The organism is Amycolatopsis sp. WGS_07, assembly GCF_045278895.1.
Taxonomy (GTDB): domain Bacteria; phylum Actinomycetota; class Actinomycetes; order Mycobacteriales; family Pseudonocardiaceae; genus Amycolatopsis.
The window spans coordinates 8,499,364-8,513,859 of record NZ_CP136053.1 but is presented as its reverse complement, the minus strand read 5'-3'; the positions used below and the strand labels follow the sequence as shown (position 1 = coordinate 8,513,859).

General features: G+C 70.6%; 10 protein-coding genes and 1 pseudogene. 7 read left to right on the top strand and 4 right to left on the bottom strand.

Annotated features, from left to right (window positions below; genetic code table 11):
* Positions 1–64: 64 nt before the first annotated feature.
* From RPX00_RS40010 to RPX00_RS39995, 4 genes and pseudogenes are all read left to right on the top strand, one after another.
* Positions 65–1,681: a thiamine pyrophosphate-dependent enzyme gene (locus RPX00_RS40010; protein ID WP_406633450.1), complete on the top strand. Its 1,617-nt coding sequence runs from the start codon at positions 65–67 to the stop codon at positions 1,679–1,681.
* A pseudogene (locus RPX00_RS40005) lies at positions 1,678–3,137 on the top strand (aldehyde dehydrogenase family protein). The gene RPX00_RS40010 and the pseudogene RPX00_RS40005 overlap by 4 nt, the downstream one beginning before the upstream one ends.
* Before the next feature lie 60 nt (positions 3,138–3,197).
* On the top strand, positions 3,198–4,463 hold the full coding sequence (locus RPX00_RS40000) for an MFS transporter (protein WP_406633448.1): 1,266 nt from the start codon (positions 3,198–3,200) through the stop codon (positions 4,461–4,463).
* A 151-nt stretch (positions 4,464–4,614) separates the two neighbouring features.
* Positions 4,615–5,505: a glycosyltransferase family 2 protein gene (locus RPX00_RS39995; RefSeq protein ID WP_406633446.1), complete on the top strand. Its 891-nt coding sequence runs from the start codon at positions 4,615–4,617 to the stop codon at positions 5,503–5,505.
* Between the two features lie 245 nt (positions 5,506–5,750).
* Here the strand turns inward: RPX00_RS39995 and RPX00_RS39990 are convergent, their stop codons facing one another.
* The 4 genes from RPX00_RS39990 to mgtA form a co-directional block, all read right to left on the bottom strand.
* Entirely contained in the window at positions 5,751–7,025 is a 1,275-nt protein-coding gene (locus RPX00_RS39990) for a nitrate/sulfonate/bicarbonate ABC transporter ATP-binding protein (RefSeq protein WP_406633444.1), read from the bottom strand.
* Between the two features lie 11 nt (positions 7,026–7,036).
* Positions 7,037–8,770: an ABC transporter permease gene (locus RPX00_RS39985; protein WP_406633442.1), complete on the bottom strand. Its 1,734-nt coding sequence runs from the start codon at positions 8,768–8,770 to the stop codon at positions 7,037–7,039.
* A gap of 3 nt (positions 8,771–8,773) precedes the next feature.
* Entirely contained in the window at positions 8,774–9,493 is a 720-nt protein-coding gene (locus RPX00_RS39980) for an MgtC/SapB family protein (RefSeq protein WP_406633440.1), read from the bottom strand.
* 66 nt (positions 9,494–9,559) lie between these two features.
* On the bottom strand, positions 9,560–12,127 hold the full coding sequence (gene mgtA / locus RPX00_RS39975; RefSeq protein ID WP_406633438.1) for a magnesium-translocating P-type ATPase: 2,568 nt from the start codon (positions 12,125–12,127) through the stop codon (positions 9,560–9,562).
* A gap of 251 nt (positions 12,128–12,378) precedes the next feature.
* Between mgtA and RPX00_RS39970 the strand changes: the two genes are divergently transcribed.
* The 3 genes from RPX00_RS39970 to RPX00_RS39960 all read left to right on the top strand — a co-directional run bounded on the left by RPX00_RS39970 (position 12,379) and on the right by RPX00_RS39960 (position 14,493).
* Positions 12,379–12,738: an ArsR/SmtB family transcription factor gene (locus RPX00_RS39970; protein WP_406633436.1), complete on the top strand. Its 360-nt coding sequence runs from the start codon at positions 12,379–12,381 to the stop codon at positions 12,736–12,738.
* Positions 12,739–12,790: 52 nt separating this feature from the next.
* Positions 12,791–13,513 carry a hypothetical protein gene (locus tag RPX00_RS39965; protein ID WP_406633434.1) on the top strand — a complete coding sequence of 241 codons (723 nt, stop codon included), beginning with the start codon at positions 12,791–12,793 and terminating at the stop codon, positions 13,511–13,513.
* Positions 13,514–13,677: 164 nt separating this feature from the next.
* Positions 13,678–14,493, top strand: coding sequence for an alpha/beta hydrolase (locus RPX00_RS39960; protein ID WP_406633433.1), 816 nt, complete (start codon positions 13,678–13,680; stop codon positions 14,491–14,493).
* Positions 14,494–14,496: the final 3 nt, after the last annotated feature.

Sequence of the window (14,496 nt, the reverse complement as noted above, 5' to 3'; positions counted from 1 at the left end):
GGCGGCCGCGAACGGGACCGGGACACTCCGGACCCACCCGCTCGCACTGCCCGAGGAGAAGTCCGTGAGCCCTGCCCCGACCGTCCGCGACGCCGCGTTCGACGTGCTCCGCCGGTTCGGCGCCACGACGGTGTTCGCCAATCCCGGGTCGACCGAGATCGCGCTGCTCACCGACCTGCCGGACGACCTCGAGTTCGTGCTGGCGCTGCACGAGGGGTCGGTGGTCGGCATGGCGACCGGGTGGGCGCTGGCGAACGACCGGCCTGCGGTGGCGATCTTGCACACGACTGCGGGGCTGGGGAATGCCGTGGGGGCGTTGGCGACGGCGCGGGTGAACCGGGCGCCGCTGGTAGTGCTGGTCGGGCAACAGGACCGTCGGCATCTTGCGCTGGAGCCGTTTCTGACCGGTCATCGGCTGGACGACTTGGCGCGGCCTGCGCCGGTGTGGATCGCGGAACCGCCGCGTCCGCAGGATGTTCCGGGTGCGCTCGCCCGGGCTTGGCACGAGGCGCGCGAGCATCGCGGACCGGCGCTCGTGATCGTGCCGATGGACGACTGGTCGGAGCCGGCCGCGACGGACGAGCCGCTGCCCGCGCCTGCCAGGCTGGTCCGGGCGACTGCCGCGGAGTCCGCGGTGCTGGCCGAACTGGCGGAATTCCTTGGTGCCGCGAGCAATCCGGTGCTCGTGGCGGGCGCGGGCGCGGACGACGCCGAATCGTGGCGGGGGCTGACCGCGCTCGCGGAGAGGCTCGCGTGCCCGGTGTGGCAGGAGGCGTTCGGGGCCCGTGCGGGATTCCCGCAGGATCACCCGCAGTTCGCCGGACATCTGCCGCCGGGGCGCGAAGAACTGCGGAAAGCGTTGTCCGGGCACGACGCGGTGCTCTCGGTCGGCGCGCCGGTTTTCCGCCAGTATCCCCGGGAACCGGGACAGTTGACCGAGCCCGGCACGCGGATCGCGGTGGTCACTGACGATCCGAACGAAGCGCACCGCAGCCCGGTCGATCTCGCCGTGCTCGCGCGGCCGTCGGTGGTGTGCGGTCCGCTGGCTGAGCTGATTCCGGCGCGCGAGGCGGGTTCGGAGCGGATCGGCCGGACGGTCGAACTGCCGGGGACACCGGAGCCCGGCGCGCCGCTCGCGCCGGAGTACGTGTTCGGGCTGCTCGCGCGTCAGTTGCCGAAGGACACTGTGCTGGTTGAGGAATCGCCGTCGAGCCGTCCGCTGCTGCACGCGCTCGTCCCGGCGCGCGAGCCGCTCGGGTTCCTCAGCGCGGCCATGGGCGGTCTGGGCTTCGGCGTGCCGGCGGGGATCGGGCTGCGGATGGGCGGGCTGAAGCGGCCGGTGGTGGCGGTGATCGGGGACGGCTCGTCGCTGTACTCGATCCAGGCGTTGTGGAGCGCCGCGCATTACGGCGTCGGCGTTCTCGTGATCGTGCTGGCCAACGGCGGCTACGCGATCATGGACAAGCTCGCCGCCCGGCACGGCGAGCGGACGGCAGCCGGCGGGAAAGCGCCGTGGCCCGGCTTTGACGAGGTCAGCGTGAGCGGTCTGGCGAAGTCGCTCGGCTGCCCGGCGCGGCGGGCGGAAACCTACGAAGAACTGGAGTCGGTGTTGAACGAGGTGCTGCCAACGTTGGCCGCGCGCACGGAGCCGTTGGTGCTGGAAGTGGCGGTGACGGCATGACGTTGCTCGGCACCGGATGGCAGGGCCGGATCTTCTCCGGCGGCTGGATCCCCGGCTCCGGCGGGGAATACGACGCGGTCGAGCCCGCCACCGGGAACGCGCTGGCCAAGGTCGGCGCGGCGGCTCCGGCGGACGTGGCCAAGGCCGCCGCGGCGGCGCGGGAAGCGCAGCGGGAGTGGGCCGCGCGGCCGTACGACCAGCGAGCGCGGGTATTGCGCCGGGCGGCGCGGCTTTTCGAGGACCACGGCGACGAGATCGACGAATGGCTCGTGCGGGAATCCGGGGCCACGCGGGCGTTCGCGCAGTTCCAGACCCGCGCGGTCGCGGCGGAGGAATGCCACGAAGCCGCTGCGCTCGCCGCGCATCCGTACGGGGAACTGTTGCGTTCCAGCCAGCCTCGGCTGTCGATGGCCCGCCGGGTTCCGGCCGGCGTGGTCGGCGTGATCTCGCCGTTCAACGCGCCGGTGATCCTGTCCATCCGCGCGATCGCGCCCGCCTTGGCGCTCGGCAACGCGGTGCTGGCGAAGCCGGATCCGCGCACCGCGGTGTGCGGCGGGGTCGTGCTGGCCCGGATCTTCGAGGAGGCCGGGCTGCCCGACGGGCTGTTCCACCTCCTGCCCGGCGGCGCGGACGTCGGGGCGGCGCTGGTCGAAGACCCGCTGGTGCGCGTGATCGCGTTCACCGGTTCGACGAACGCGGGCCGCCGGATCGCCGCGGCGGCGGGGAGCGGCTCAAGCGCGTGCACCTCGAACTCGGCGGCAACTCGGCGCTGGTCGTGCTCGCGGACGCGGACGTCGAGCAGGCCGCGTCGGTCGGCGCGTTCGGGTCGTTCAACCACTCCGGGCAGATCTGCATGGCGACCGGACGGCATCTGGTCGCCGCCGAAATCGCCGACGACTACGCGGCCGCGCTCGCCGAGCACGCGGCCAAGCTGACCGTCGGCAATCCGGCGGACGGCGACGTCGCGCTCGGTCCGCTGATCGACGCGGGACAGCGCGACCGCGTGCACTCGGTGGTCACCGGCAGCGCCGAGGCCGGCGCGAAGATCGCCACCGGCGGCACCTACGAGGACCTGTTCTACCGCCCGACCGTCCTCACCGACGTCCCGCTCACCGCGCCCGCCTACGCCCAGGAGGTGTTCGGCCCGGTCGCGCCGGTCGTGCCGTTCTCCACAGTGGACGAAGCAGTGCGTCTGGCCGGCGGTACCGAGTACGGCCTTTCGCTGGGCATCCTGACGCGGGACGCCGCACGGGGACTCGCGCTCGCCGAGCGGATCCCGTCCGGTCTGGTGCACGTCAACGACCAGACGGTGAACGACGAGGCCCTCGCGCCGTTCGGCGGGGTGGGGGATTCGGGAACCGGCTCCCGGCACGGCGGCGCGCAGGCCAACCTGGAGGCGTTCACCGAAACGCAGTGGGTCACCGTGCGCGGCGACCTCCCGCAGTACCCGTTTTAAGCAGTACCCGTTCTAACCGCAGTACCCGACCAGGTCCCCTCCGACGACGCAGGTGATGACATGACGGTCTCGACCGATCCCCGGGCCCGGCACGCCCGCTGGGTGGCCCCGCTGTGCTGGACGGCGGTGGCGATGGAAGGGTTCGACCTGGTGGTGCTGGGCGTCGTGCTGCCCGCGCTGCTCAAGGACAAATCCTGGGGGCTCGACCCCAACACGGCGTCGCTGATCTCGGCGGTCGGGCTGCTCGGCGTGGCCGTCGGCGCGTTCGCGACCGGTCCGCTCAGCGACCTGTTCGGCCGCCGCAAGATGATGCTGCTGACCGTGATCAGCTTCTCGGTCTGCACGCTGCTGTGCGCGTTCGCGACCGGGCCGTGGCTGTTCGGGGTCTTGCGGTTCCTGGCCGGCCTCGGCCTCGGCGGCGTGCTGCCGACCGCGCTGGCGCTGATCACCGAGTACGCGCGGGTCGGCCGCGGCGGCAGCGCGACCACCGTGCTGATGACCGGCTACCACGTCGGCGCGGTGCTCACCGCGCTGCTGGGAATCGTGGTGCTGCAACGGTTCGGCTGGCAGTGGATGTTCGTGATCGGGGCCGCGCCCGCGCTGGTCCTGGTGCCGCTGATGGCGAAGTTCCTGCCCGAATCGAAGGTGCTGGAGCGGGTGAAGGAGGCCCGGCCGAGCCGCAATCCGGTCGGCGTCCTGTTCCGGCACGGCTACGGCCGCGCGACGATCGCGTTCTGGGTGACGTCGTTCATGGGGCTGCTGCTGGTGTACGGCCTGAACACCTGGCTGCCGCAGATCATGCGCGCGGCGGGCTACGAACTCGGCGCGGCGCTCGCGCTGCTGCTGGTGCTGAACGTCGGCGCGGTCATCGGCCTGCTGATCGGCGGCCGGGTGGCGGACCGGATCGGCCATCGCCGGTCCACCATCGTGTGGTTCGCCGCGTCGGCGGTGTTCCTGGCGCTGCTGAGCATCAAGCTGCCCGGCGCGAGCGTGTACGTCGGGGTGCTGCTGGCGGGGGTCTTCACCTTCAGTTCTCAGGTGCTGGTCTACGTGTACGTCGCCCGCGTGTACCCCGCCGACGCGCGCGGCACCGGACTCGGCGCGGCGAGCGGGATCGGCCGGTTCGGCGCGATCTCCGGCCCGCTGGTGACCGGGCTGCTGCTGTCGGCGGGGCTGGCGTATCCGTGGGGCTTCTACCTGTTCGCGGCGGTAGCGGTGATCGCCGCGCTCGCGATCGCGGTGGTGAACCGGGAGCCGGCCCCGGACGCTCCGGCGGCGGCTCCCAAGGACGTCGTGAGCGGCGAGGCCGGTTTAACCTCGGACTGAAGGAGAGGAGCTGTCCTAGGTTGGTTCGAAGAGCTTGCGCGCGAGCACGGGACGATGACCCGTGGATTCGCCGCCATCACCGGCTGATCGGGCTGCGCGGCGGGTCCGTCATGCTCGGGGTCAGGTATGACGACCTGCGCGAGCCGGTCTCGTGACCCGGTTCAGCGTGATCGTGCCGATCCGGTCGGCCGAGGACTTCCTCGACGAATGCCTGTGGTCGGTGCGGCGCCAGGCAGGCGCCGACCTGGAGATCATCGCCGTCGACGACAACTCCTCGGACGCGTGCGGGGCGATCGTCGACCGGCACGCCCGCGAGGACGGCCGTGTCACTGCCGTGCACCTGGCACGCACCCACGGAACCGGGCCCGCACGCAACGCGGGAATCGCCCTGGCGCGCGGCGAATACCTCCTGTTCCTGGACGCCGACGACACGTATCGCGGTGCCGACGTCCTCGCGGGCCTCGACGCCGATCTGGCGGCCGCCGGCGACCCCGACGTGCTGCTGTTCGACTACGAGGAGCGGCGGCCTTGCGGGATGGCCCGGCGCATCGGCATGGACCACGGCACTGTGCCCGATGAGCCTCGCACGGTGTCTGCTGCCGGGCACCCCGGCGTGTTGCGCGCGTCGTGGGTGTGTTGGAACAAGGCCTGCCGCCGGGACTTCGTTGCTGCCGCCGGCCTGTGGTTCCCGCCCGGGTACTACGAGGACTTCGCCTGGTCGATCCCCGCCGTGCTCGCCGCGGGCAGGATCGCCGTGTCCAGGCGGGTCGGCGTGCGCTACCGGCGCTGCCGGGCCACCAGCATCAGCGGCGCGGTGAGCCCGCGGCACCTGGAGGTGTTCGACCAGTTCGAGCGCATCCTCGCCTTTCTGGCGGCACATCCCGAGCACGACACCGCTCAGGTCCGGAACGTCCTCGCCGCCGGCATGCGGACCTTCCTGCGCGGCCGCACCGATCGCCTCCGGGTGGTCCCCGCAGCATTGGTGGACGAGTTCCGGCGCAGGTCGGCGGAGGTCGCTGACCGGATGGGCAGGCAGGCCTGACCCTGGCGGCCCCGGCTCGGACTGGTGAACGCTCGCCCCGTTCGATCATGAACCTGCCGGTGGCCGATGATTTCTCCTGCCACGGAAGGAAGTCCGGGCGCAAGGGCCGCAGTGATCGGCACCAGCAGCCGCGCCGAAACCGTCCCGGCCCAGGACGACTGCCCGGCCATCCGCCACGAGGCGGGACGAGTCCTCACGACCGGCGAGCACGGGTTCAACGACAAGCCGAGAACCGGCGGGAACGCTCACGAGGCGAGGGTGATCCGGTCGCTGTCGGTGTCGTAGTCGAAGAGTTCCGCGTACCGGCCCCAGTCGATCGCCGTGTCCAGTTGCTGCCGGGCGTCGGCGGCGGAGAAGCCGCGGCGGAGGAGGTCGAGGAAGAACTCCGCGCGCAGCGTGCCGTCCGAGCTGGCGGCCAGCGCGTTGACGATCGTGCGCACCAGCGGCGCCCGGTCGCGGACCTGACCGGCGAAGATCTTCTTGCTGGTCTGGATGTCCGCGGTGGTGAACGACGTGCCGACCGGGGTCAGGTGCAGGTCGCCGCCTGCCACGAAGAGGAGGTCGAGCAGGGCGGCGGCGTCCACGAGGGGCAGCAGGTCGTCGACCTCGAAGGTGAGTTCGGCGGCGAGGTCCGGCAGGTCGGCGTGCCCGCCGCGGGCGTGCACCAGTTCCACGAGACCGGCGAGCCCGCCGACCGACGCCTGCGGCAGCGGCCGCGCGGTCGGCGTGGCCTGCGCGGGTTCGACGGCCGCCGGGTCGCGTCCGGTCAGCAGGTCGTAGAGCCGCTCCACCAGCGCGGCGAACGCGGGGGATTTGCGGTCGCGCGGCCGGGCGAGGTCGATCTCGACTTCCGCGCGCAGGTTCCCCGGGTTGGCGCCGAGGACGAGCACGCGGTCGGCGAGCAGGACGGCCTCCTCGATGTTGTGCGTCACGATGCAGACTGCCTTGGTAGGGAAATCGTCGCGCTGCCACAGGCTCATCAGCTCGGTGCGGAGGTTTTCCGCGGTCAGCACGTCGAGTGCGGAGAACGGTTCATCCATCAGCAGCACGTCCGGTTCGAGCACGAGCGCGCGGGCGAACCCGACGCGCTGCCGCATTCCGCCGGAAAGTTCCTTGGGGTAGGCGGATTCGAAGCCGTCGAGGCCGATCAGGTCGATCGCCTGCAACGCCTGGTCCCGGCGGGCCTTCGGCGGGATTCCGCGCGCGGCGAGGCCGAGTTCGACGTTGTCCTGGACGGTCAGCCACGGCATCAGCGCGAAGGTCTGGAACACCATCGCGGTGCCCGGATTGGCTCCGTCGAGTTCTTTGCCGCGGTAGCGCACGGTCCCGCGGGTCGGGCCGATCAGACCGGCGATCGTGCGCAGCAGCGTCGATTTCCCGGAACCGGAACGGCCCAGCAGCGCGACGATCTCGCCCGCGCGCAGGTCGAGGGTGATGTCGTCGAGGACACGCAGTTCGTCCCCCGCCGAACCGGGGAAGCTTTTGCTGACGTGCTCGACGGAAACGAGGACTTCGGACATGCGGATGCCTTTCAGGACAGGGAGAAGCGGCGTTCGGCGAGGCGGTACAGCCGCCGCCAGAAGAGCCGGTTGAGGCCGACGACGTACAGGCTCATCACCGCGACGCCGAGCAGGATCCGCCCGGAGTCGCCGGAGCCGGTCGCGTCGGCGATGTACGCGCCGAGGCCGGTCGCGGTGAGCGTGACCCCGTTGTACGACACGATTTCCGCGACGATGGAGGCGTTCCACGCGCCGCCCGCCGCGGTGATCCCGCCGGTGACGTAGCTCGGGAAGATCGCGGGCAGCACGAGCCGCCGCCACCACAGCGCGCGCGGCAGCCGCAGGTTCGCGGCGGCCTCGCGCAGGTCGTGCGGGATGGCCGAGGCACCCGCGATGACGTTGAACAGGATGTACCACTGCGCGCCGAGGCTCATCAGCAGGATGCCGCCCCAGTCAAGGGAAATCCCGGTCGCCACGAGCACCGCGGTGATCAGCGGGAACAGGAAGTTCGCCGGGAACGACGCGAGCACCTGCACGACCGGCTGGGCCAGCCGCGACACCCGCGGGTTCATCCCGATCCACACCCCGATCGGCACCCACACCAGCGTGCCGACGACCACCAGCGTCACCACCCGGGCGAACGTGATCAGCCCGAGCCAGAGCACGTGGCCGATCTCGCCGTAGCCGGTGGTTTCGCCGATGAACAGCACCGCGCGCACGGCACCGTAGCTGATCAGCCCGAACACCACGACGCTGAACACGATGTCCGCGGCGCGCCTGCGGGCAGGGGAGAACCGCAGCGGGTACTCGGCCAGCCCGAAGACCGCCAGCGCGCGGTCGAGCGGGAACACCAGCTTGCCGAGCACCCGGCCGAGCAGCGCCGGGATCCGGGAACGGCGCAGGAGGTCGAGCACCAGGCTGCGGGGTGCTTCGGCGGCTTCGGAGTTCTCGATCCGGAACCGCTCCGACCACGCCGTGAGCGGCCGCCAGAACAGCACGTTCACCCCGACGACCAGGACGATCATCACCGCGACCGCCAGCAGCACCTTGCCGAGATCGCCCGCTTCGGAGGCGGTCGCGACGTAGGAGCCGATGCCGGGCAAGGCGAACTTCTGGTTGTTCACGCTCAGCGCCTCGGACGCGGTGAGGAAGAACCAGCCGCCGCCGAAGCTCATCATCCCGTTCCAGACCAGCGGGATCATCCCGCTCGGCACGTCGACGCGCCAGAACCGCTGCCAGCGCGACAGCCGCAGCAGCCGCGACGCCTCGTCGAGGTCGCGCGGCTGCGACACCAGCGAGTGGTGGAACGCGAACGTCATGTTCCAGGCTTGCGAGGTGAAGATCGCGAAGATCGACGCGCATTCCAGGCCGAGCTGCGAACCGGGGAACAGCGCGATGAACCCGGTGATCGTCACCGACAGGAACCCGAGCACCGGCACGGACTGGAGGATGTCGAGCGCGGGCAACAGGATCTTCTCGGTACGCCGCAAGCGCGCGGCGGCCGTCGCGTAGACGAAGGTGAAGCCGACCGACAACCCGAGCGCGACGAACATCCGCAGCAGGGAACGTCCAGCGTAGTAAGGAAGTTCGGCGGGGTCAGTGGACACTGTGGACGGTGCGGTCGCCGGAGTCCACGCGGCGGCGGCACCGTGCGCGAGCCGCACGGTCAGCCACAGCGCCGCGGCGGCGCCGAGGAACACCGCCACGTCGGCGATCGTGCGGCGGGGCCGGACGAGCGCGCCGCGGGTGGGGAAGGTACGCAGCATGGTCTAGTTCTCGCTGTCTCGCTCGGAGTAGGTGAGTTCGGCTTGCCAGCGCACGCTGGTCACCGAAGGCTCCATGGACAGCCGGCTCACCGCCGACTCCATCTGCTTGTCGTCGCGCTGGTCGGCGGACAGTTCGGCGAGCACCTGCACCTGTCCGTCGGTCTCGGTATTGGTGCTGGTGACCGACTGCAGGGCGAAATCGGTGCGGGCCAGTGCTTGCACGAGCAACGCGCGGACGTGCGCCTCGGAATCGTCCTTGGTCACCGCCAGGAAGGTGTACGACGTCGGGGTTTCGCGGCCGGTTGCCGGACGGCGGTCGACCACGCGGCCGAGCGGGCGCAGCGCGATGTTCACCGCCATCACCACGGCGGTGCCCGCGCAGGCGGCCGGGTACAGCCCGGCTCCGGCCAGCGCGCCGACCGCGGCGGAACACCACAGCGTCGCCGCGGTATTGAGTCCGCGCACGGTCAATCCTTCGCGCAGAATCACACCCGCGCCGAGAAAACCGATTCCGGACACGATTTGCGCGGCGACCCGGGTGGGGTCGGCGCTCGCTCCGTGAAATCCGTGCGCGGACAGCAGCACGAACAGCGTCGCACCGGCCGCGACCAGGGCGTTTGTGCGCAATCCGGCCATCCGGGCGCGGTATTGGCGTTCAAATCCGATCACGGTGCCGAGGCCGACTCCGGTGCCAAGGCGCAGCAACATCTCCACAGTCGTCATCTGTGCTCCCACTGTGTTTGGCGCGAAAAGTTCAGAAAAGGGTTGGAAAGGCTCGAAAAAGGACGGTTACCACCACGTGCGGCGGCGGGCGTAGCCGCGTTTCGCGATTTGCGCGGCCAGCCCGTACGCGACCAGCACGAGCACCAGCCACACCAGGTAGCCGGCGGGCAGCGCCTGCATCCGCAACGGTCCGGCGAGCGGCGACAGCGGCAGCAGCAGGCCGGCCAGCGCGGCAACTGCCGCGGCCAGGACGACCGGGCGGCTGGCACGCAGGGGAGTGCCGCGCCCGCGCAGGACGAGCACCACCAGCAGCTGCGAGAGCAAACCCTCGACGAACCAGCCGGTCTGGAACAGCAACGGGTCGGCACCCGCGCCGAAGACGTTCCACAGCACCGCGAACGTCGCGAGGTCGAACAGCGACGACAGCGGTCCGAACACGAGCATGAAGCCGGTCAGGCCGCGCGCGTCCCAGCGGCGCGGTTTGCCGAGGTACTCGTCGTCGACCCGGTCCCAGGCCAGCGCGAGCTGCGCCAGGTCGTAGAGCAGGTTCGACACCACGAGCTGGATCGGCAGGATGGGCAGGAACGGCAGGAACGCACTGGCCGCGAGCACCGACAGCACGTTGCCGAAGTTCGACGCGGCGGTGATGTTGACGTACTTCAGCGTGTTGCCGAGCGTCCGCCGTCCTTCGGCCACGCCGCGGGCGAGCACGCCGAGGTCGCGTTCCAGCAGCACCAGATCCGCCGCGTCCTTGGCCGCGTCGGTGGCGGTGTCCGGGGCGATCCCGACGTCGGCGGTGCGCAGGGCAGTGACGTCGTTGACGCCGTCGCCGACAAAGCCGACCGCGCGGCCGTTCTCCCGCAACGCCGTGACGACGCGTGCCTTGTGCGCCGGCGTGAGCTTCGCGAAAACGGTGGTGTCCTTGACAATCTCGCGCAACTCAGCGTCGCCCGCCGCTTCGACCTGCTGGCCGAGCACGACTTCGCCGACCGGGATACCCGCCGACTCCGCGACACGGGCGGCGACGTGCCGGTTGTCGCCAGTCAGCACTTTCAGCGTGACGCCTTGCTCGCCAAGGGTTTTCACCGCGTTGACGACGCCGTCGCGGACCGGGTCGACGAATCCCACGAAACCGACGAGGATCATCTCGTTCTCGTCAGTTTCGTCAAATCCGTCGAGCCGGGCGTTGACTTCACGAGCGGCGACGGCGAGCACCCGCATGCCGTGCTCGGCGTACGCGCGCACCAGTTCTTCCGCGCCGATCCGGGCGGCGTCGTCGAATTCGGCGACCACACCGTCGCGGCGCGCGTGGCTGCAGCGCGGCAGGATCTCGTCCGGGTCGCCTTTGCTGATCAGCACGTGCTCGCTGCCGCGCCGGACCACGACGCTGGCCCGGCGGCGCGCGTGGTCGAAGCCGATCTCGGCGACGCCGGTGAACAGCGCGTCGGCGACCAGGTCGTCTTCGCCGTCGAAGAGGGTCTCGATCGCTTCGTCGAGCCGGTCGTGCCGGTCGGTCTGAAACCGCACCGCGAGACCGGCGTACTCGGCGGCCTCGCCGTCCGGGCTGCCGGAGTAGTCGACGCTGTGCGCGTAGGCGATCCGGTCCTCGGTGAGCGTGCCGGTCTTGTCGACGCAGAGCACGTCCATCGCGGCGAGGTCCTGAATCGCGTTGAGCCGCTTGACAATCACCTGCCGCCGGGACAGCGCCGCCGCGCCGCGAGCCAGGTTCGTCGTGACGATGACCGGCAGCATCTCCGGCGTGAGACCGACCGCGACGGCGACCGCGAACATCCCGGCCTGCGCCCAGTCCCCGGTGACCGTGCCGTTGACGACGAGCACGATCGGCACCATCACGAGCATGAACCGCACGAGCGTCCAGCCGACGCGGCGCACTCCGGCGTCGAAGCTGGATTCCGCGCGCGGCTCAGCGGATTGCCGGGCCAGCTCGCCGAAGTAGGTCTCGCTGCCGGTCGCGGCGACGACCGCGGTGGCGGTCCCGCCGACCACCGACGTCCCCGCGAACGCGAGCGCGGGCGTCTCGACCAGCTCGTGCTCCTCGTGCTGCCCGAGCTGGGGCGCCCGCTTCGCGACCGGCATCGCCTCTCCGGACAACGCCGACTGGTCGACCACGAAGTCTTTGGCGGCGACGATGCGAACGTCAGCCGGGATCACGTCGCCGGGCCCGAGCAGCACGACGTCGCCGGGCACGAGGTCGGAAGTCGGCACTTCACGCTCGGTGGCGGGGAAATCTGCCGCCGCGCGCCGGCGCACCGTGACGGTGGTGGTGATCTGGTCGCGAACCGCGCTGATCGCGCGCTCGGACCGCGCGTGCTGCCAGTAGCGGAGGCCGATGCTGAGCACGACCATCACACCGACGGTCACCGCTCCGCGAATGTCGCCGACGCCCGCGAACACCACCCCGAGCGTGGTCAGCAGCGCGACGAACGGGCTGCGCGCGGCGTCCCAGACGCGGGCGGTGGTGCGGGGTGTTCCGTCGATGCGGTTGTCGCCGAAGCGACGCAGGCGGTCGTCCGCTTCGTCCTCAGTGAGGCCTTTAGGCGAGCTGTCGAGATTGCGGAAAACAGTGAGCACCGGCGCGTCGCCGTGGGCGCGCAGGGCGGGAAAGCGGGTCATGGGTCGTCCCCCTCGAGGTCAGCTGGACGTCAGCGGACCGCGCGGGGTTGTTCCGACCTAGGCGACTGGCCGGGTTCCCGCACGGTCGTGCCGACTACTTCCTTCGCCGGTCACCCGGCTCACCTCCTCCGCAAGACTCATCGGCCGGCGTGCGCGCCGGCCCGGGGACCAGTAGAGCGCAGATCACGGAAACAGTCAAACACTTGTGCAACTGATGGGGGCTAAGTCACCCTGGAACCCCACCCGAGAGGATGTCCCCCGTGCCCACCCCATCCGAGGCCCCGCTGGAACCGCTTCCCGCCGACCTGCTGCAGGACGCCGCCGCGACGTTCGGCCTGCTGTCCGCGACCGTGCGGCTGCACCTGCTCTGGCTGCTGTCGCACGGGGAACGGGACGTCGGCACGCTCGCCGAGGAGACCGGCCAGACCGTGCCGACCGCGAGCCACCACCTGGGCAAACTGAAACTCGCCGGCCTCGTCCGCGCCCGCCGCGAGGGGAAGCGGCAGGTCTACGTCCTGGAGGATCCGCACGTGCGGGACATCGTCCAGCTGGCCGTGCAGCACCGGCAGGAACTGGCGGACGGGACCGGGCGACGGAGCAAGGGCGCCTGACCCGCGGCTCTGACTGGGCCGATGCCAGCATTCGCGACGTAGGCTGGCGGCCATGGCCGAGCTGAACTTCTATTTCGATCCGGTGTGCCCGTTCGCATGGATGACCAGCAAGTGGGTCCGGCAGGTAGCCCGCCAGCGCGAGTACACGGTGGACTGGCGGTTCATCTCGCTGCGGCTGCTGAACGCGCACCTGGACTACGCGACGCACTTCCCGCCGGAGTACGACGCTTCGCACACGTCCGGCCTCCGCCTGCTCCGCTTGGCGGCCGCGGTGCGCGCCGCACATGGTCGCGAGGCGGTCGGTCCGCTGTACGAAGCGCTGGGGGAGCAGAACTTCGAGAGCGGTCTGGTCGAGGACACCGCCGCTGCCCGGGCCGCGCACGGCACTCGTGAGGCGGCTTCGTCGGCTTTGTCGCGTGCCGGTTTGCCGACGGACCTTGCCGACGCGGTGGACGACTCTGGCTGGGACGCGGAGATCCAGCGCGAGACGGACGAAGCCCTTTCGCTGACCGGAAAAGACGTCGGGACGCCGATCCTGCACTTCCAGCCTCCCGCCGGGGTGGCGTTCTTCGGCCCGGTGATCAGCCGGTTGCCGTCCGATGCGGAGGCGGTGGAGCTGTGGGATCACGTGGTCGGACTGGCTTCGTTCGGGGGTTTCGCCGAGCTGAAGCGGAGTTTGCGGGAGATGCCGCAGCTGCCGTCGTTCGGGGTGGCGGCGGGGGAGACCGGGCGGGAACAGGATTGGCACGGCGGGAGCCGGAGGCTGAAGAAGTAGGTTCGAGGCTGCTCGTGCATCGGCTCGTGCGATTGAGCGGTCGTCGGCTATGAAGTAGTACTCGGCTCGGCGACTGTGGCATGCGTTACTCCACCAGCGATTTCCCGCCTCCCCAACGTCATGAACCTGCCACACTGGAGTTGACGACAACTCCGGGAGTGTCCATGTCGCGCGACAGCTATCGGACAGTTCGTACACCGGACGGCCTCCACCTGGCCGGGACCCTCACCGAGCCGGACGGCAGACCTCGGCGGGCTGTGCTGCTCGTGCAAGGGGCGAGCGTCACGCGGGAGGAAGGCGGCTTCTTCACTCGCCTCGCCGCCGGGCTGGCGGAGGCGGACGTCGCGTCGCTCAGAGTCGATCTTCCCGGGCACGGCGAGAGCGAAGGCCGCCAGGAGGATCTCTCGCTTTCCGCGCTGCTCAACGTGATTCGCGGCAGCATTGAGCACCTGGCCACCGCCGTGCCGGGCGTTGGGACGTCGCTCGCCGCAGCCAGTTTTTCCGGCGGTGTCGCGGCCTACTACGCGGCGAAACAGCCGAACGACGTCGAGCGGCTGGTTTTGTTCAATCCGCTTCTCGATTACCGCGGGCGGTTCATCGACGAGAAGTCCGCGTGGTCGGCGGACGGTTACCTCGATGCCAACGGGGCCGCGAACCTCAACGAGCAGGGCTATCTCGGGCACGGGCCCGGCTTCCGGCTCGGCCGCGCTTTGCTCAACGAGGCGTTCTGGTTCGAGACCCGCCAGAATCTGCCGCGCATCACCGCCCCGACGCTCATCGTGCACGGCACCGAGGACACCTTCGTGCCGATCGAGTCTTCGCGGGCCGCGGATCGGGAGCTGACCTGCGAACACCGGCTGGTTCAGCTCGAAGGGGCGCAGCACGGGTTCGCGGTGCACGACGATCCGAAGTACGCGGATCCGCAGACGCAAGCCTGGCAGCGTCAGGTGATCCACGAAGTACGGGAATGGCTCCGCTAGCGC